Genomic DNA, 19555 nt, shown 5'->3' on the forward strand with positions numbered 1-19555 from the left:
GTAGATAAATAAACTAAGAACGATTGATGGATAAACCGGCATGCAAGCTGACGAAAGGTGAGGAAACGGAAGATGGATGTAGTGGTAATAGGAGCGTCAGGAACTATTGGCAAGGCCATTGTACAGGAAGCGTTAAAAAGAAAACATGAGGTAACCGCAGCCGTCCGCCATCCGGAATCGGTGGAGCTGCAGCATGAACGTCTGCAGGTTGTACGCGTGGATGCACTTGATCCGGCATCTGTTGCCGCGGCAGTAGCGGGGCACGGTGAGATTATCAGCGCCTTCGGGCCTGATCCGGGGCAGGAAAATGACCTGCTCAGAGCGGCAGATTCCTTGATCGAAGGGCTGCAGCAGGCCGGTGTAGAGCGTCTGATTATTGTAGGGGGTGCTGGCAGCCTGAAGACCGAATCGGGAGAGTGGCTGATGGATACCGCCGGATTCCCCGGGGAGCTCCGGCCGCTGGCTGCAGCGCATGCGCATGCTTATGAAATTTACAGGGGCTCAGAGCTGGATTACACCTATATCAGCCCGCCTACAGCAATCGTCTCCGGCCGCCGGACCGGCATGTTCCGGATCGGCCTGGACCGGCTGATTACCGATGAGAACGGGGAGAGCAGCATCAGCGTGGAGGATTTTGCCGCAGCCGTGGTTGATGAGCTTGAGGAAGGCAACTTCAGCCGGGAACGGTTCACAGTAGCGTATTAAATGACATTTTGAAGCGGGGCGGGCTGCAGCTGTTGCCGGCCGGAAGGGATTATTCCGCGGCACAGAGGGGTAAGACTTATTGCATATGATGCTGTAAGTCTTGCCTTTTTTGGTTGTGCGGGCTGAATTTAACTAACCTGCAATGTGTGTAGGGGCTAGATGGATTTTAGTCACTTAATTCCGCATATTACGCTAAATCACTGAAGTTAGGTGGAAATCCGTCACTTATTTTGCGGCCATCGTCCGTTTTGGGGCGAAATAGAAATAATTAAATGGTGTTTTTCCAACTAGAGTCTTTGAATCCGTTGTTTTACAGGAAAATAAATAGCAAAATTCCACTTCGCATATTGAACAAATGCCATAGAGAATAAGATTGCTTAAACTGAAAAAGAGCAAGCCTGACTTAATGTCAATTAATCCGGGAAGGGGTTGAGGTAAATGGATCTGGTCACGGCAGAGGAAATGCGGCAGCTGGACCGTATGACGATAGACAAGCTGGGCATTCCGGCAATTGCACTCATGGAGAATGCCGGGCGTGCGATTGCCGAGGAAGTCATTGCACTGTGCCGGCGCAGGCAGTATAACAGTGGAAACGGCGTGCTCGGCGATATAGGGCGCGGCTCTGACGGGGGCTTGGACAGTGATATTGTGCGCAGAGGCAGCGGCGGGGGGAGTGTTACGGGCGGTACCGGACACAGCATGGGCGGCGGCTGGAATGGCGGAAGTGGAGGGAAAGGAGATGGCGGCATAGGCCTGGGCTGGAACGGTGGCGGTGAAAATGGCTGGTGCGGCGGTGCGCAGCCGCCGCAGGCATTCAGGGTCAGCGCAGACCTGGCGCTGACCCTGGACACTGCCGCCGCCGAGCACTGGCTGATCCTCGCCGGCAAAGGCAACAACGGCGGCGACGGCCTCGCCGCCGCCAGGCACCTGCGTGAGGCGGGCTTCGCCGTCACGCTGGTGTACGCGGCCGCGCCGCAGACGCTGGCCGGGGAAGCCGCCGTGCAGCGTGATGCTGCTGCGGCGCTGGGGATTCCGGCCGTTGTCCACGGCCGGGACAGCACCGACTTTGCCGGCTGCACCGGCATCGTCGATGCCCTGCTCGGCACCGGAAGCGCGGGAGCGCCGCGCGGTGCCTATGCGGACCTGATTGCCGCGGCCAATGCCAGCGGCAAGCCGATTGTGTCCGCGGACATCCCCAGCGGGCTGGACGCGGACACGGGGGCGCTGCATGAGCCTTGCATTCATGCAGCGGTGACGGTCTGCCTCGCGCTGCTCAAGCGCGGGCTGGTGCAGTATCCCGGCGCGGGAGCAGCCGGGAGGGTGGTGGTCCGCTCCATCGGCATCCCCGCTGCTCTGGCCCGGGAAGCCGGGGTGCAGGCCAGCCTGCTGACCCCGGAAGTGCTGCAGACACGTCTTGAGATTGACGTGTCGCGCCGCCGCTCGCCCGAAGGCCACAAGGGCACCTACGGGCATGTCCTGCTGGCGGCGGGAAGCCTGACCATGAGCGGCGCCGGGCTGCTTGCGGCACGGGCTGCGCTGCGGGCAGGGTGCGGTCTGGTGACCTGGGCACTGCCTGCAGCGCTGCTGCCATATGTAATCGGTGCCGCTCCGGAGATCATGCTGGCTGCAGCCGGCGGCGGGGAGGACGGCACCTGGAATGCGGGGACGGCCGCGGAGGTGCTGCGGCTTGGCGGGAAGCGTGATGTGGTTGCCACAGGTCCCGGGCTGGGCCGGTTTGCCGGAGACAAGGAATGGCTCCGCATGCTGTGGGAAGGAATCGGCAGCCCGCTGGTGCTGGATGCAGATGCCCTTAATATTCTGGCAGAATGTAACTATACGGAATGGTCCAGTCCCGGCAGGCCGGTTATTCTAACCCCTCATCCGGGGGAAATGGCCCGGCTCGCGGGCGTATCCACGCCGGAGGTACAGCATGACCGGATCGGTCTTGCCCAGGCTTATGCCATAAAGCACGGCGTGGTCCTTGTACTCAAAGGCTCTCACACTGTAGTTGCCTCGCCTGAAGGGAAGGTGTATGTTAACGCCACAGGCCATCCGGGAATGGGCACGGGCGGAGCAGGCGATGTGCTGACGGGAATGATAGCCGGCCTGCTCGCCCAGGGCCTGGATGCCGTCCAGGCAGCAGCCTTCGGCGTGTATCTGCACGGGCTGGCCGGCGAGCGGGCGGCCGTCTCACGGAATCATCCGTCGGCACTGGTCGCCGGAGATATTATTGAGGCGCTGTAGAAGCCGCTATGGACCTGCATCGACGGGGCTGCGGACAGGTCGCACAAGCGGTTATCCGTCAGAAACGGTAACCGGAAGCTCTATTAACTCCGCCTACTGCAGGATCAGGCAGAGCAGCGGCACGAACAGGGCGAATACAGGCAGCAGCAGCGGGTAGCGTTCGCCGGCCAGCTGGGCGAGGCGGAACAGCAGCAGGATGGCGATTCCGTACAGGCCGCAGGTCTGTGTATCTCCGCCCTGCTCCGAAGCAAGCCACAGGCCGGCCCCGAATCCGGCAGCGGCGTAGAGGATGAGGGAAGGGCCGAGCCTGGAAGAACGGAACATGGACAGCAGGGCGTCGGCAATCAGGGCTGCAGGCAGGGCGTAGGCGTAGACGGCATACGGGACTGAGACCGGCCAACCTTCCGGAACCCCGTCCGTATGCGGGAGTCCGAGCAGGACAAGAGAGACGAGCATAAAGGTCAGCCCGGCAGCGGACAACTTGGACAGGGCATAAATGCCTGCCGACAGCCTCACGGAAGGCATGTCATACTCTTTGATTTTGTTCATCTGAAAACGTCCTTTCAGGTTTGATCTCAGCTTGTGACCATGTCTCCTCCATTGACATGAATGCAGGTACCGGTAACGTAGGATGAATCGGGACTGGCCAAATAGACATAGGCACCGGCAAGCTCATAGGGCTGTGCCGCCCGCCCCAGCGGTGTATCGGTTCCAAATACGCTGACCTCGGCGGCGGTGTAGCTGGATGGGATCAGCGGAGTCCATACGGGGCCGGGGGCCACGCTATTGACGCGAATTCCGTTTTCGGCGAGCGACAGGGCAAGGGAACGTGTGAAGGTGACGATAGCGCCTTTGGTCGAGGAATAATCAATGAGCTCCTTATTGCCCTGGTAAGCGGTAATCGAGGCGGTGTTGATGATGGATGAGCCTTTTGTCAGATGCGGTAATGCCGCCTGGCTCATGAAAAAGAACGGAAAAATATTGGTCTGAAAAGTCTGGTACAGCTGCTCCTCTGTAATGTCCAGAAGACTGCGCTGCGGGTACTGTACCGCAAGATTATTGACCAGAATATCCAGCCTGCCCAATGTCTGCACGGTCTGCTCCACCGCCTGAAAGCAGCCCGGCCGGTACCGCAAATCTGTCTGAATCTGCAGGCAGCGTCGGCCAAGCTGTTCAATACGCTTTGCTGTATCGCTGGCATCAGAGGCCTCATACAGATAGGCAATGGCCACATCCGCCCCTTCCCTGGCAAAAGCGATAGCCGCCGCCTTGCCAATCCCGCTGTCCCCGCCGCTGATCAGGGCCACCTTGCCCTTTAGCCTGCCGCTGCCGCGGATTTCCGGATCTTCACTGATCGGCCGGGGCTGCATCAGGCTCTCCAGTCCGGGCTGGCGGTTCTGGTGCTGCGGGGGGAAAGCGATTTTTTGTGTGCGGCATACCGTCTGTTCCCCGTAAAAGGGATATGTCGGGTTCATTGCGCTGTATTCCTCCTTGCGTGCTGCCGGTTTAGTATATTTCTATGCATTCGCCCAGAAAAGCGTGCGCTTTCTGCGGCATAAGCCGGCGGAAAGGACCGGGCGGTTACGTATGCTGCTGTATCCGAATTGAATAATAGAAAGGTGGATAAATAAAATGCTGTATCGTGCAATGGTAGCAGAGGACTATGACGCAGCTTGCAGGCTGTGGGAACTTACGCCGGGAATGGGCCTTAGCGAAGCCGATTCGCGGGAAGGAATTCTGCAGTTTCTCGGGCGGAATCCGGGCCTGAGCCAGGTATGCGAGGAAGAAGACGGCACGCTTGCCGGTACGGTTATGTGCGGGCACGACGGGCGCAGGGGATATATGTACCATGTAGCCGTCAGCACAGCCTGCCGGGGCAAAGGGGCCGGCCGTGAGCTGGTATCCCGCGCGCTGGCGGCCCTTCATGAGGCAGGCATAGCGAAGTGCCATCTGATGGTCATTGAAGGCAATACGCTGGGACGCAGCTTCTGGTCGGGAACCGGCTGGCAGGAACGGGACGGCCTCGTACTCTTTTCACAAAATACATAATGAAGCAGCAGTCCTTAGGTGACAATGAATGTAATGGTGTAGGTTCTGCGTTCGTGCAGTATAATGTATAGGCAATTAATATGCCGAACTTAATCAAAGGTGATCTGAACAATGCGCTTCAAGGATGTATTCTCAATAATCGGGCCCGCTATGGTCGGCCCTTCAAGCTCTCATACCGCCGGTGCCGCGCGGATCGGCAGGGCTGCACGCCAGGTGCTGGGTGAAATGCCGCGTGAGGCCGAGGTTATTTTCTTCGGATCCTTTGCCGCCACTTATCAGGGGCACGGGACGGACCGGGCGATTATCGGCGGACTGCTGGATTTTGCTACGGATGACCACAGGCTGCCAGACTCAGTCGAATTGGCCGCTGAAGCCGGAATGGACATTTCCTTCCGTCAGGGCACCGGCTTGTTCCCGCATCCGAATACGGTCAGGCTCCGCCTTGTCGGCCGGGACACCGGTACGGAGCTGACGCTGACGGGAATCTCCATCGGCGGCGGAAATATTGAAATTGTGGATATCGACGGCTTCGGCGTGAAGCTGACCGGGATGTATCCCACGGTGCTGATTAATCATATGGACTATCTCGGCGTGCTGGCCAGCGTTACGGATGTCATGCGCAGGGGACAGTTTAATATCGGTCATATGTCGCTTGACCGCAAAAACCGCAGCGGCGCAGCGCTCACCGTGCTGGAGCTGGATGAGCCGGCAACAGCCGAGCTGCTTCAGGAGCTGCAGGCCCTCACTGCCGTGAAATCGGTCAAAGTGGTGGACTTGAACGGAGTCAAGCAAGAACAGAAAGGGAAGGAAAGCACACCATGAATTTTCAAACACTGAGCCAGCTGGCTGTATTATGCGAGGAGCGGGGGCTCGGCATCGGAGCGCTGATGCTGGAAGAGCAGAGTGCGGAATCGGGACGTCCGCAGGAACAGGAATTTGCTACAATGAAGGAATATTACGGAGTCATGAAAGAGGCGGTACACCGCGGGATGACCCAGGATACCACCTCGCGCAGCGGTCTGACGGGCCTTGATGCCCAGCGGGTAGGTGCTTATAACACGGCTAGTGAACCGTTATTGGGCGGACCCGCCGGACAGGCGATGGCCTATGCGCTGGCGGTATCGGAAGTGAATGCCTCGATGGGCCGGATTATTGCGACTCCGACAGCAGGCTCCTGCGGCATTATTCCGGGAGTCTTTCTCAGCTGCCAGGAGCGCTTCGGCTGGGATGACGATTATATGGTTTCAGGGCTGTTCGCTGCAGGGGCGATCGGCTATGTTATCGCCAATAATTCCTTTGTATCCGGAGCGGAGGGCGGCTGTCAGGCCGAGGTTGGTTCAGCAATCGGCATGGCGGCCGGAGCACTGACCGAGCTGCGCGGCGGGACGCCGGCCCAGGCTGTCCATGCCGTGGGGCTGGCCCTCAAAAATACGCTTGGCTTAATCTGCGATCCGGTAGGCGGGCTTGTCGAGATCCCCTGCATCGTACGCAACGGCTTCGGGGCTGTTACTGCCCTGGCCGCGGCGGATATGGCGCTGGCAGGCGTACGCAGCGTGATTCCTTCAGACGAAGTGATCAAGGTGATGCTGGAGGTCGGCTCAGCCATGCCTGAGAAGCACCGCGAAACCGCCGGAGGCGGTCTGGCCCAGACGCCGACCGGCCGGCAGATCATGAAGGATTTACGGAACAAGAAGGGCTAAAGGGCGGGATTTTTTTCCGCCGCTGACGGTTACCCGATCCCTATTCAGCGGTTTATAGCATACGGAACCGTTCCAGCTGCTCCCACTTTCCCTCGCGCCGGAGAATTTCCGGCTGCTTCGGACCGAGCAGGTCGAAGTGGGGAAAAGGCCTGCGGTTATGGATATACTGCGGGGGAAGACCGTTCTGCTCACACCAGCGGCGTAGACGGGGGAGGTCGCTGCAGCCTACTTTGGTTACGGTGGTTATACCCGGGAACCGGGGATCAATCCAGTAATGGGTCAAAAAAGCGATTTCCCCCCGCAGGACCGCCGCTTTCCACTGGTTCAGTTCTTCTCTGTTAATTCCAAAGGCCATAGCTGTCTCATCCTTATCCTTGGGGTAATTGTCGGCCGGCTTCATGCAATTTTATTGATGTTAACCTTGCTGGAGTGATTCTCCAGGGTATTGTATTACTGATTATGCTAAGTGGAAAATCGCCATCTATTTCCGGGCTAAAAGCAATATAGAGCAGACTTAGTGGAAAAAAGACATCTAATTCTGCTTATTTAGCCCATAATAGCGTTAATGGTCAAAAATAAGTGGCGATTTTCCACCTAATGCTTAGAAAGTTTGAGAAGTGGTGAAATTAGTTGCCGAAAATCCACTTAGTTAGTTAAAGTGCCATTATTAGTTAGAGCACCATTAATAGTGCGGCTTCATTGCAGCTTACGAAAGGAGGCTTATCATGAACGGACAGGTCAGAGCGGATATCCGTCCCGGGCTTGAGGTGGATATTGTGCTGAAGCAGGATCAGGCTACAGGCAAGCTTACACATGGTACAGTCAAAGACATTCTGACCAATTCCCCACGCCACCCGCACGGAATCAAGGTGCGGCTGGCTGACGGGCAGGTCGGCCGGGTTAAGCATATCAGCGGCTGATTACACAGCTGTATACCGCAGAGCTGCCGGATACTGGTTTATAACAACAAACTTTACAGCGTTTTTGGCTGTCTGTCAGAGCGAAGCTAATACGCAAAAAGCAGTCACACAAGCACCCGCATTATCTCGCAGTGCCCACCGGCACGGCTGATATAAAGTCCGGGTGCTTTTTTATTGCACGCACACCGCATGTTTAGCGCACGCACACTGCTTCACACCGCAGCTCGTATGCAGCACACTGCATGTTTAGCGCACGCTCACTGCGTCACACCGCAGTTCGTATGCAGCCCACACACGCACACCGCAGCTTGTATGCAGCCCACACACGCACACCGCAGCTCGTATGCAGCCCACCACACGCACACCGCAGCTCGCTTGCGGCTCACCGCTCTTACTGCAACGCTTCCCTCTCAGCGCCGCATGAATTCCTCCACATCCATATCCGCCTTGGTCTGGTTGCACAGGTTACAGGCACAGACACAGTTGTCGGGAGTGGTATGGCCGCCTTTGGCGCGGGGCAGGAGGTGATCGATCGTGTCACCGTACAGGCCGCAGAAATGACAGGTATAGTTATCCCTTGTCAGAATCAGCTTCCGAAAATCCTTGTTGCTGTAGAGGCGGCGGATGGTCCGGCGGTTAACCACGACAGCAGCGTGCTCGCGTACCAGTGTAACGGCCAGCTCCAGATCAATCTCCTGGTGCCAGCGCCGCCCCTTGTCACTGTGGCCGCGCATCAGAATCATCCCTTTGGCCGAGGGCACGAGCGCGGAGTGATCATCAGGCTCCGGCTTGGGCCACCCGCCCAGCGGAGGCTTCCGCCGCTGCTCGCCCGGGCGCGGACGCGGTTTGGCGCGTTCACCTGCACTTGCGGCAGAGGATTTGCTATCCCTGGAGCGTACCGGCCGGGAGTGCGGCTTAGGCTGTGCTGTCTTGGATTCGTGCGGCGCGGCTCCGCTTACAGGCACAGCCTTGGCGGTTTGCCGGGCAGCAGATACTGTATGCTGTGCAGGGCCTTGGCCTGCAGGAACCGCAACGGCCGCCTGCCGGGCAGAAGGTGTGGCTGAGTGGGCTGCTTGACCGGTCTTCCCGGCCGAGGCGGATACCGCAAGCTTCACCGCAGGCTTCACAGGAGCTGAAACAGCCGCACCCGGCACAGGAGGGAGCCCGCTTACGTCTGCTTTGCCGCGGATCTTGCGGCACTCCCGGCACGCGCCGCGGCGGGATTGGCCTTTGGAGCGTTTGCCCGTCCGTCTGCGGAATTCGGTAAGCGGCTTATGCTGCTGACAATATGCACATTGTTTGGAAACAGGCAGGCTGGTATCGGTCATAGGTATATTAGGAGAGACGCTCTGTCTGCGTCTGTCCGCTCCATTTATTTTTTAAAAGATAATTTGTAGTTCCAGTATAACGTAAAGCGAGCCCATTCACACGGCAGGGGGAAATAACAGGGTTTTCACGATTTTGTGATATCTGTCTTCGCACATCGCAGGGAAAAGCTGTAAACTCTATTAAAAATGCGGAAATGGGGAGCGGATCATGGGACAGCTGAAAAAGAGGCCTGGCGCCGTTATTGTTCTGTATGTGCTGCAGGCTTTTCTCGGAATTGGGGCAATCGGCGGCGGGGTGATGCTGCTGGTTGATCCGAGCGGTGAAATGATGGGGATGCCGGTCTCTGTGCTTGAGAGATCACCTTTTGACAGCTTTATGATTCCAGGCCTGCTGCTGCTGCTTATCTTCGGGGTCCTGCCGCTGGTTGTGCTCTACGGGCTGGTGAAGAAGCCGGACTGGCAGCGGTTTGCCGGTCTGAGTCCGTTCAAGGATCTGCATCCTGCCTGGACCTTTTCGCTGTATCTTGGCTTCGGGCAGATCATCTGGATTCTGGTGCAGACGTACATGATGAATGCGGTCTCTGCAGTCCATGTATTCTATACCTGTCTTGGCCTGCTCATTCAGGCGGTTACCCTGCTGCCTGCGGTACAAAAATATTTTATGCTGGACGGCTCTGCTGAAAGAAGTTAGAATGGCAGTGAACAAAAAAGGGCTTTCATAAAACCCTGGAGGTGAACCGGATTGACTACCATTTATGATATCGCCAAAAAAACCGGTTACTCTCCGACTACGGTATCGAAGGCGTTCAATAACTATTCCGATGTGCGCGCGAAGACACGGGAGGAGATTCTGCGGACGGCCCGGGAGATGGGCTATCTGCCGAATGCGCATGCCCGTACGTTGACTACCAAGAAATCCTGGACACTCGGCGTTCTTTTTGTGGAAGGAACGGGAGCGGGCATCCGCCATCCTTTTTTCGGAGCGGTAATTGAAAGCTTTAAGCAGATCGCTGTAGACAAGGGCTACGCCCTGATGTTCATCTCGAAGGATGTCGGCGGCAAGCAGAGCGGATATCTGGAGAATTGCCGGATTCATGGCGTGGACGGTGTTGTCGTGTTCCTTTCTGATTATGAGGATCCTTATTTCCTCGAGCTTCTGGAGAGCAATATTCCTACGGTCATCCTGGATTATGAGACACCAAAGTCTCATACCGTCTGCTCGGATAATATGGCCGGAGCGATGATGGCGGTGGACTATCTGACCTCACTCGGACACAGCAGGATTGCGCATATCTCGGGCGGAGTGAATACAGTTCCCGGCAATCAGCGCCAGGAAGGCTATCTTGAGGCCATGAAGCGTCACGGCAATGAGCTGCGGGAGGAGTATATCGTCGAGGGCGAGTTTTATGTGCTTGAGAACGGCTATTCTGCCATGCAGAAGCTGCTGGCTCTGCCGGAGCGGCCTACAGCTGTATTTGCTTCCGGTGATATGCTGGCGCTCGGGGCGATGATGGCGGCTAAGGACAGCGGCTTGTCTGTACCCGGAGACATCTCGGTTATGGGCTATGATGATATTGAGCTTGCCCGTTACGTGACGCCTGCGCTGACAACAGTCCGGCAGGATACGGCGAGTCTGGGAATCCGTGCCGCAGAGGTTTTGCTTGCATCGGTTGACCGTAAGGGGAACGGAATGGAGGCTATCGTGCTGCCCGTGGAAGTGATTGAGCGGGAGTCTTGTGCGCCGCCTGGTGAGAAATAGAGCGTTTCTTCCAGGACGCACTTTTTTTTCGCTACAATCGAAACCGGTTTCGATTTTGAGTGGTCTTGTGTTTTATATTTTATTTAAGGAGATGGTTTCAGATGGTGACTGTACAAACGGTAGTGACGGCAAAAGAAACCGGGGAGCGCCTAAGCCGGCGGGAAGCTCTGGTGTTCGGGCAGCGGGGCAGCGGGCAGACAGCAGATATACAGCTTCATCCGGAGCAGGAGTTCCAGCGCATCATTGGTTTTGGCGGCGCTTTCACTGAGGCTGCGGCCTACACGCTGTCGCGGATGAGTCCGGCCAGACGGGCGGAGGTGATCCGCAGCTATTTCCACCCGGAGGAGGGCCTCAGCTACAGCATGGGGCGTGTGCATATTCACAGCTGTGATTTTGCGCTCGGTAATTACACGTATGTGCAGGAGCAGGATACGGAGCTGGCCACGTTCGATATATCCCATGACCACCAGTGGGTGCTGCCAATGATTAAGGATGCAATGGAGGTAAAAGGGGGCCCTTTTACGATGCTGGCTTCCCCATGGAGCCCGCCCGCCTGGATGAAAACCAATGGGGAAATGAACAACGGCGGCTCGCTGAAGCCGGAATATGCCGCTGTCTGGGCGCGTTATTACACTAAGTTTATTGAGGCCTACCGCAAGGAGGGCATTCCTGTCTGGGCCGTATCGGTACAGAATGAGCCGGCGGCTGTGCAGACCTGGGATTCCTGTGTGTACAGCGCCGAGGAGGAGCGGGATTTTGTCAAAAACCACCTCGGGCCCGCCCTGCACGAGGCCGGTATGGACGATGTAAACATCGTAATCTGGGATCACAACCGGGATATTATGATCGAGCGGGTTACGCCAATTTTGTCAGATCCGGAAGCGGCGAAGTATGTTTGGGGGACGGGCATCCACTGGTACGGCGGTGAGGAGTTCGAGAAGGTGGCGAAGGTGCATGAGCTTTTCCCGGATAAGCATGTGCTATTCACAGAGGGCTGCCAGGAGGGCGGCGTGCGTCTGGGGGAATGGTTCACCGGGGAGCGCTACGGCCGGAATATGATCGGTGATCTGAACGCGTGGACGGAGGGCTATCTGGACTGGAATCTGGTGCTTGATGAGACGGGCGGGCCGAACCATGTGGGCAATTTCTGCGATGCTCCTATTATCGCCGACACGGTTACGGATCAGGTTCATTACAACAGCTCTTATTATTACATTGGCCATTTCAGCAAATATATCGTTCCCGGCGCTGTGCGGATCGGGCTGGAATCTGCCATTGACGGCATCTTGTCCACGGCGTTCCGCAATCCTGACGGCAGTATCGCCGTTGTGCTGATGAACGAGAGCGATGAAGAGCGCAGGGTAACGATTGGCCTTGGCAGTGAGCTGGCCGGTTGCCTTTTGCCGCCGCATTCAATTGCTACACATGTGATTTCATAAGGTACACATCCAAAAATTCAGGAGGTTATGATATGAGCCGTTATTATTTTGATTCGGGCCAATTTGTAATGGAGCAGTTTCATGAAAATAAACCGTTTGCCAGCTTCCTGCCGGGGCTTGCCGGACTCAAAGGTATTCCTATGTGGACTTTCTATGTGAACCGCGGGCAGGGAGTGTGCGGCTTCGGGGTACGCGACAAAAACTCGCCGATCATGGAGTTCTCCCCGGCCAGCATTTCCTACAAGAACGTGGCATCGTCCGGGTTCCGCACCTTTATTAAGCTGGGGGAGCGTGCAGAGATTTATGAGCCGTTCCAGTCCTCGCATCCGGATCCGGCGGTGAAGCGGAAGATGACGATCCTGCCGAACGGGCTGACGATTGAGGAAGAGCATGCCGGACATGGACTGAAAACGGCGGTTCATTATTTTAATCTGCCGAACGATGATTATGCGGCGCTGGTGCGGCGGGTGGAGATTGAGAATACAGGCGGTGCGGAGCTGTCGCTGGAGCTGCTGGACGGGCTGCCGGAGATCCTTCCTTACGGATCAGCGAACAGCGCCTACAAGGAAATGGGCAATCTGCTGCGCAGCTGGATGGAGGTCTACAATCTGGAGCACGGCATTCCGTTCTACAAGCTGCGTTCCAGCACCAACGATAGTGCCGAGGTCAGTGAAATTCAGAACGGCCATTTCTATCTGTCTTTTACAGCAGAGGGGGAGCGGCTGCGGCCGGTTGTTGATTTTGAGGTGATTTTTGGGGCGAATACCTCGCTTGCTTACCCGGACCGTTTTGCCGGTCTGACGCTTGATGAGCTGCTTGCACAGCCACAATATCCGGTGAATAAGGTGCCCTGCGGCTTCAGCGGCATTCAGCGGACACTGGCTCCGGGCGGGAAGCTGACACTGAGCACCATTATCGGGCATGTCAGCGACATCGATAAAATCAACCGCAAGGCTGACCGGCTCTGCCGCGATGAATATATCACCGGCAAAATGCTGGAAGCGGCTGAGCTGACCGAGAACCTTACCGCGGACATTGCTACGCGCACTTCTTCTGCTATTTTTGACGCTTACTGCCGCCAATCCTATCTGGATAATTTTCTGCGCGGCGGGTACCCGTTTATTTTTGACAATGGAAAAGACGGCTTCGTCGTGCATCTGTATTCACGCAAGCACGGGGATATGGAGCGGGATTATAACTTTTTCTCGCTTGCTCCCGAATACTATTCGCAGGGCAACGGGAACTTTCGCGATATGAACCAGAACCGGCGGAACGATGTGTTTTTTCATCCGCAGGTGGGCAGCTTTAATATCAAAATGTTCTACAGCCTGATTCAGGCGGACGGCTATAATCCGCTCAGCGTGCAGGGAACGAGCTTTGAGGTGCTGCCGGAGCATGCTGCGCAGCTTAAAGAGTGGGTCGGGAACGCTGCGGCGGATCATCAGGCTGAGCTTGCAGCGCTGTGTCTCGGCAAATTCACACCAGGCCAGCTGATTAATTACATCGCGGATCATCAGGTGCAGCTCAAGGCGGATGAGCAGAAATTCCTCAGCGGTGTGCTGGCCCTGTCCCGGCAAAATATCGAGGCCGCCTTCGGTGAAGGCTTCTGGAGCGACCACTGGACCTACAACCTGGATCTGGTTGAAGGCTATCTGGAGGTATTCCCGGATAAGCTTGCGGAGCTGCTGTTCGGCGATGAATCCTATACGTTCTATGACAGCCCTGCCTACGTGCTGCCGCGCAGCGAGAAGTATGTGATCAGCGGCGGCAAGGTGCGGCAGTACGGTGCGCTGCTCGAGGATGAGGAGAAGCTGCACCGGCTGCACCGCAAGGCCGGCGATACCCAGTGGCTGCGTACGGAAGGCGGCACCGGGGAGATTTACCGCACCAGCCTGTTCGTCAAAATGCTCTCGCTGGCGCTGAACAAGTTCGCAACTCTTGATCCCTATGGCATGGGCGTGGAGATGGAGGGCAACAAGCCGGGCTGGAATGATGCGATGAACGGCCTGCCGGGCCTGTTCGGCTCCGGGATGAGCGAGACGTTCGAGCTCAAGCGGATGCTTGTGTTTATGCTGGAGGCGCTGGGGAGTGTGGGAGTACCGGAGCTGCAGGCGGCGCAGGAGTTGGCAGGGGCACGGGAGCTACAGGCGGTGCAGGGATTGCAAGATTTGCAGGAGTCACAAGGGGTGCAGGAGTTGCTTGCGGGCTTGGGGGCTGCTGTTGGATCCGTGCAACTGCCTGTAGAGATTGCGCTGCTTCTGGAACGGGTGCTGGGGGCAGTAACTACAGTGCTGGACGGCGGGCTTGACGACTTCGGCTATTGGGACACTGTTGCATCGGCGCGAGAGACTTACCGGGAGAATATCCGGTTTGGTATTACCGGAGAGCAGGCGGAGGTAAGTCTGGCTGTCATCCGTGAAGCATTGGGCAAATTCCTGGTTAAAGTGGATGCAGGGATTGAGCGGGCGGTGTCGCTGGGCGGGGGACTGGTGCCGACGTACTTCCGCTTTGAGGCGGTACGCTACCAGCCCGTAACGGATGAAGCGGGCAAGCCGGTGATCAGCGGCTATGGTCTGCCTAAGGCAATAGTAGAGGAATTTGAGGCTGCAGCTCTGCCGTACTTCCTGGAGGGGCCAGCACGCTGGCTCAAAACGCTGGACAGTCATGAGCAGGCCCAAGAGATTTATAGCAAGGTTAAAGGCAGCGGACTGTTCGATCCGGTAACCTCAATGTACCGCACCTCGGCATCGCTTGAGGCGGAATCACACGAGATCGGGCGCATCCGTGCCTTCACGCCAGGCTGGCAGGAGCGGGAGTCGAATTTCCTGCACATGTCCTACAAGTATCTGCTGGCCCTTCTGAAGGGAGGGCTTTACGAGGAATTCTACAGCGAGATGCGAACCTCGCTGATCCCGTTCCTTGACCCGGCTGTATACGGGCGCAGCACGCTGGAGAATTCTTCTTTTATCAGCACGGGCGGCAATCCGGACCCGTTAACGCATGGCCGGGGCTTTGTAGCCAGACTCAGCGGCTCAACAGCTGAATTCCTCAGCATGTGGCGGACGATGATGGCGGGCAGCCGGATGTTTGAGTATGAGGACGGCGAGCTGACGCTGGAGCTGGCACCGGCGCTGCCGGGCTGGCTGTTTGATGAACAGGGCGAGCTGATGTTTACGTTCCTGGGCGGAACGGAAGTGACGTACCATAACCCGCGCCGGGCCGATACCTATGGCGCAGAGCGGGCGGTTATCGGGCGGCTTACGCTGACCTATGGCGACGGAAGCAGCCGGCAGTTTGACGGGCCGCTGCTGCGCGGTGCGGAGGCGGAAGCCCTGCGCCGGGGCGAGATCACCGCGATCCGTGCGGAGCTGGTGTAAGGTGTTTAAGGGAGGCCGCTGAGGCCTCCCTTTTTTCCTTTTTATAGAGATAAGAGAGTATAAATCTCACGATATACAGCCGGTTGGCGAAATGAGAGGCAAAAATGCCTCTGATATCGCGTAAAGTGGGCTGACCGCCTATTCCCCCACCCGAAATTTGCGACCCCAAACCGGAAATTCGCTACCTTCCCCCATAAGGTGAATGCGGTTACAATAAGCACATAGAGCAACACAAGCTTTTAACCACATTACAGAAAAAAAGATTTATCTTGGAGGTCCATACGATGGAGAACAAAACAAGCGGCGGGGTTAGCCGGATGAAAAAGCAGCCCGTTCCGGCTCTTATCGAAACCGGTTCAGGTCGCAAAAGATCACTCTGGAAAAGGCTGCTGGCCCAAAAGCATCTGCAGACAATGGCGCTGCTCGGCGTGGCCTGGATGATTATTTTTAACTACATTCCGATGTACGGGATGATTATCGCCTTCAAGGAATACAACATCGTCAAATCGATTGCCGAGGCCCCGTGGGTGGGACTTCAGCACTTCCGGGAATTATATGAGGACGAGGATCTGAGGTATGTTATCAAGAACACGCTGGGTATCAGTTTAATCAAGCTGCTGATCGGGTTCCCGCTTCCTATCATTTTTGCCCTGTTTCTCAATGAGGTACGTTCGATCCGTTACAAAAAAGCGATTCAGACGATCTCCTACCTGCCGCACTTTCTCTCCTGGGTCGTGCTTGGCGGTATCCTGGCAACCTGGCTTGCAGATGTAGGGATCATCAACAATATTCTGCTGGCACTGAACCTTATCGATAAGCCGATTTCCTATCTGGCGGAACCAAGCTACTTCTGGACCATCGTGATCTCCTCGGATATCTGGAAGGAGCTCGGCTGGTCAGCAATTATCTATCTGGCGGCGATTGCCGGGGTATCCCCGGAAATGTATGAGGCCGCAACCATCGACGGCGCCGGACGCTTCCAGAAAATGTGGTACGTCACACTGCCGGCCATCCGCGGAACGATCAGCATCCTGTTCATTCTGGCGGTCAGCGGCGTGCTTAACTCCAATTTTGACCAGATTCTGGTCCTGCGCAACTCGCTTAACGAAACAGCCAGTAATGTAATTGACTATTACATCTACTATACAGGGATTGTCACCAGCCGCTTCTCCTATTCTATGGCGGTCACGTTGATCAAATCAGTCATAGCACTGATCCTGCTGCTGATTGCCAACCAGGTAACCAAAAAAGTCAACGATACGTCACTGTTCTAGAAGAAGGAGGATCTAAACCATGTTTTCTCTCAAACGCAAAACGATGGGCGAAGCCATATTCGATATTGCCAACAACCTGGTAATGCTATGTATCTGCTTCGTTACTCTGTATCCGATATGGTATGTGCTGATTAACGCTTTTAATGACGGTAATGACGCCATGATGGGCGGGATCTACTGGTGGCCCCGGATGTTCAGCCTGGAGAACTTTGAAGCGGTATTCGCCAGCTCCGGCATTATGACGGCGATGGGCGTTACGGTGGCCAAGACGGTTATCGGAGTTGTCTTGCACGTATTTTTTACGGCAATGGTAGCTTATGCACTGTCCCGAAAAGGCCTGATCGGCGGAAAATTCTACATTCTGCTCGGTACCATCACCTTGTTCTTTAACGGCGGCCTGATTCCGACCTTCCTGCTGAACCGGGATCTTCATCTGCTCGATAATTTCCTGGTCTATATCATTCCGGTATTGTTCAGCTTCTTCGATCTGATTATCTTCATGACCTTCTTCCGGGAGATTCCCGAAGGGCTTGAGGAAGCGGCGTGGATCGACGGTGCCAATGACTGGTCAATTCTGCTTCGGGTGGTGCTGCCGGTATCCATGCCGGTCATCGCAACGATCGCCTTGTTCCACGGGGTGTATCAGTGGAATGATTATTTTGCCGGTATTATCTACATCAACAACCCGGACCTGCAGCCGATCCAGACGTATCTGTTCCGGGTGGTGGCCCAGTCCAGCTCTAATCAGATGATGGTCGCCCTGCAGGGCAGCAGCGTTACCAAGACTGTAACCTCACAGTCCATCAAGCTGGCGACAATGGTCGTCACCACGCTGCCGATCGTATTCGTCTACCCGTTCCTGCAGCGTTATTTTGTAAAGGGCATGATGATTGGTTCAATCAAGGGCTGATCAGCAGGCATGTACAATCAGGTAACTCCTCCAGAGGCCGCGTTAAGCGGATTCCGGGGTTGAGCTTATAAAGGTATTCATTCATAACATTTTAGAAAAGGGGTAAATAAGCATGGGCATGAAACGCAAGCCAAAATCAATGGTGCTGCTGCTCTTGGGACTGATGCTCGCGATGACGGCGTCAGGCTGCTCAGGCAATAACAATGCCGGAGGCAATGCCAACGCAAATAAGGAGAACACCAATACGGCGGCGGCAACAACTGAGGCTTCGGCAGCACCTACGGCTGCTGCACCATCGGGAGATGAGCCGGGCTGGCAAAGCGATACTTCACCGATCACCTTTGACTGGTATCTGAATTTCTCCTGGTTTCCAAATAAATGGGGTGTAGACCCGACTTCGCAATATGTAACGAAAAAGACCGGTGTGAACATTAACTTCATCGTGCCTGCCGGCAATGAAAATGAAAAGCTGAATACGATGATTGCCTCCGGCCAGCTGCCTGACTTCATTACCCTCGGCTTCTGGGAAGATGCCATCAAGAAAATGGTCGAAGGCGAAATGGTGCTGCCGCTCAACAAGCTGGCAGATGAGTATGACCCTTACTTCTACAAGGTTTCTGATAAAGATAAGCTCGGCTGGTATACCCAGGAGGACGGCAATGTCTACGGCTATCCGAACTCTTCCTCCTCGCCTGCCGACTATGAAAAGTACGGCGCAAACTATGTATCCAACCAGACCTTCGTAGTCCGCAAGGATATTTACGAAGCGATCGGCAGCCCGGATATGCGCACACCGGAAGGCTTCCTGAACGCCCTCAAGCTGGCCCAGGAGAAATTCCCTGAAGTAAACGGCCAACCGCTGATTCCACTCGGTCTGCATGAGTTCACCGAGAACGGCAACGACTCGCTGGAAGGTTACCTGCAGAACTTCCTGGCGATCCCTTGGGAAAAAGACGGCAAGGTGTATGAGCGCGAAACGGATCCTGAGTATGTACGCTGGATGAAAACACTCCGTCAGGCTAATCAGGACGGACTGCTGGCTAAAGACATTTTCATCGACAAGCGTGCTCAAATGGAAGAAAAGATTGCTCAAGGCCGCTACTTTGCAATGCTGTACCAACGTACTGACTTTGCTTCCCAGCTCGGCACAATCTTCCAGAAAAACCCTGAGCAAACCTATATTGCTGTAGACGGACCGTCCAATACGGCGCTGGATCAGCCAACCCTGAACGGCCCTGGTATCTCCGGCTGGACAGTAACCCTGATTTCCAAAAATGTAAAAGACAAAGCACGCGCTATTAAATTCCTCAGCTACCTGAACAGTGAGGAAGGAAATAAAGATTTGTACCTGGGTGAAAAAGGCGTCAGCTATGATACAATTGATGGTAAAGACCAGTTCCTGCCTGAAGCATTCGCGCTGATGAACAGCGACCGTGCGGCATTCGACAAGCAATACGGCTCTTCCTTCACGTTCTGGATGATGCAGAACACGAACATTACCGACCAATGGGCCCCTAAATCGGTTGAACCGTTCAAGCAGCTGGAAGACTGGACCCGCGGTAAGGCAATCAACACTTCCGAGTTCCAGCTGATCGATCCTACCGGCAACTCGCCGGAAGGCATTGTTGCTACCAAGCTCAAACAGCTCCGCGGCAAAACAATGCCGAAGCTGCTGATGGCTTCCTCCGATGCCGAATTCGATGAGATCTGGAATGATTATCTGGCGAAGAAAGAGAAGGAAGGCTTTGCAACCTTCGATGCCTACAGACAGACCAAGTATCAGGAGAACAAAAAGAAACTTGGTATGGAATAGTATAGAATAAGACCCAATTGCCCGCAGACTGCGGGCT

General features: G+C 55.8%; 17 protein-coding genes. 13 read left to right on the forward strand and 4 right to left on the reverse strand.

Features of this window, described 5'->3' with window-relative positions:
* Positions 1–72: 72 nt before the first annotated feature.
* Together AC4G46_RS01970 and AC4G46_RS01975 are read left to right on the forward strand one after the other, a co-directional pair.
* Positions 73–705 (forward strand): NAD(P)-dependent oxidoreductase, encoded by a 633-nt coding sequence (locus AC4G46_RS01970; RefSeq protein WP_491126453.1) that lies wholly within the window; start codon positions 73–75, stop codon positions 703–705.
* 438 nt (positions 706–1143) lie between these two features.
* Positions 1144–2949 (forward strand): NAD(P)H-hydrate dehydratase, encoded by a 1806-nt coding sequence (locus AC4G46_RS01975; RefSeq protein ID WP_491126454.1) that lies wholly within the window; start codon positions 1144–1146, stop codon positions 2947–2949.
* A 93-nt stretch (positions 2950–3042) separates the two neighbouring features.
* On the opposite strand, the gene AC4G46_RS01980 is transcribed toward AC4G46_RS01975, so the two are convergent.
* Together AC4G46_RS01980 and AC4G46_RS01985 are read right to left on the reverse strand one after the other, a co-directional pair.
* On the reverse strand, positions 3043–3498 hold the full coding sequence (locus tag AC4G46_RS01980) for a hypothetical protein (protein ID WP_491126455.1): 456 nt from the start codon (positions 3496–3498) through the stop codon (positions 3043–3045).
* Between the two features lie 26 nt (positions 3499–3524).
* A complete protein-coding gene (locus AC4G46_RS01985) occupies positions 3525–4424 on the reverse strand; it encodes an SDR family oxidoreductase (RefSeq protein ID WP_491126456.1) in 900 nt (299 codons plus the stop codon).
* A gap of 157 nt (positions 4425–4581) precedes the next feature.
* Between AC4G46_RS01985 and AC4G46_RS01990 the strand changes: the two genes are divergently transcribed.
* From AC4G46_RS01990 to sdaAA, 3 genes are all read left to right on the forward strand, one after another.
* A complete protein-coding gene (locus AC4G46_RS01990; RefSeq protein ID WP_491126457.1) occupies positions 4582–4998 on the forward strand; it encodes a GNAT family N-acetyltransferase in 417 nt (138 codons plus the stop codon).
* Positions 4999–5109: 111 nt separating this feature from the next.
* Entirely contained in the window at positions 5110–5820 is a 711-nt protein-coding gene (gene sdaAB, locus AC4G46_RS01995; protein WP_491126458.1) for an L-serine ammonia-lyase, iron-sulfur-dependent subunit beta, read from the forward strand.
* A complete protein-coding gene (sdaAA, locus tag AC4G46_RS02000) occupies positions 5817–6698 on the forward strand; it encodes an L-serine ammonia-lyase, iron-sulfur-dependent, subunit alpha (protein ID WP_491126459.1) in 882 nt (293 codons plus the stop codon). Before sdaAB ends, sdaAA begins: the two co-directional genes overlap by 4 nt.
* Positions 6699–6750: 52 nt before the next feature.
* On the opposite strand, the gene AC4G46_RS02005 is transcribed toward sdaAA, so the two are convergent.
* On the reverse strand, positions 6751–7053 hold the full coding sequence (locus AC4G46_RS02005) for a hypothetical protein (protein ID WP_090713426.1): 303 nt from the start codon (positions 7051–7053) through the stop codon (positions 6751–6753).
* A gap of 370 nt (positions 7054–7423) precedes the next feature.
* Between AC4G46_RS02005 and AC4G46_RS02010 the strand changes: the two genes are divergently transcribed.
* Positions 7424–7618 carry a YwbE family protein gene (locus tag AC4G46_RS02010; RefSeq protein ID WP_068723691.1) on the forward strand — a complete coding sequence of 65 codons (195 nt, stop codon included), beginning with the start codon at positions 7424–7426 and terminating at the stop codon, positions 7616–7618.
* Positions 7619–8028: 410 nt separating this feature from the next.
* On the opposite strand, the gene AC4G46_RS02015 is transcribed toward AC4G46_RS02010, so the two are convergent.
* Positions 8029–8946 carry an HNH endonuclease gene (locus tag AC4G46_RS02015; protein ID WP_491126460.1) on the reverse strand — a complete coding sequence of 306 codons (918 nt, stop codon included), beginning with the start codon at positions 8944–8946 and terminating at the stop codon, positions 8029–8031.
* A gap of 208 nt (positions 8947–9154) precedes the next feature.
* Between AC4G46_RS02015 and AC4G46_RS02020 the strand changes: the two genes are divergently transcribed.
* The 7 genes from AC4G46_RS02020 (at position 9155) to AC4G46_RS02050 (ending at position 19518) form a co-directional block, all read left to right on the forward strand.
* The gene (locus tag AC4G46_RS02020) at positions 9155–9637 is read left to right on the forward strand and encodes a hypothetical protein (protein WP_491126461.1); all 483 of its coding nucleotides are present in this window, start codon (positions 9155–9157) and stop codon (positions 9635–9637) included.
* Positions 9638–9688: 51 nt separating this feature from the next.
* A complete protein-coding gene (locus tag AC4G46_RS02025) occupies positions 9689–10705 on the forward strand; it encodes a LacI family DNA-binding transcriptional regulator (protein ID WP_491126462.1) in 1017 nt (338 codons plus the stop codon).
* Between the two features lie 101 nt (positions 10706–10806).
* Positions 10807–12144, forward strand: a complete 1338-nt coding sequence (locus AC4G46_RS02030) for a glycoside hydrolase family 30 protein (RefSeq protein ID WP_491126463.1) — start codon at positions 10807–10809, stop codon at positions 12142–12144.
* A 32-nt stretch (positions 12145–12176) separates the two neighbouring features.
* Complete coding sequence (locus AC4G46_RS02035; protein WP_491126464.1) at positions 12177–15521, forward strand: cellobiose phosphorylase; 3345 nt, start codon at positions 12177–12179, stop codon at positions 15519–15521.
* A 317-nt stretch (positions 15522–15838) separates the two neighbouring features.
* Complete coding sequence (locus AC4G46_RS02040) at positions 15839–16795, forward strand: ABC transporter permease (protein ID WP_491128768.1); 957 nt, start codon at positions 15839–15841, stop codon at positions 16793–16795.
* A gap of 19 nt (positions 16796–16814) precedes the next feature.
* Positions 16815–17705, forward strand: a complete 891-nt coding sequence (locus tag AC4G46_RS02045) for a carbohydrate ABC transporter permease (RefSeq protein ID WP_277471322.1) — start codon at positions 16815–16817, stop codon at positions 17703–17705.
* Positions 17706–17817: 112 nt separating this feature from the next.
* Entirely contained in the window at positions 17818–19518 is a 1701-nt protein-coding gene (locus AC4G46_RS02050) for a type 2 periplasmic-binding domain-containing protein (protein WP_491126465.1), read from the forward strand.
* Positions 19519–19555: the final 37 nt, after the last annotated feature.

Source organism: Paenibacillus sp. fava2 (genome assembly GCF_058313675.1).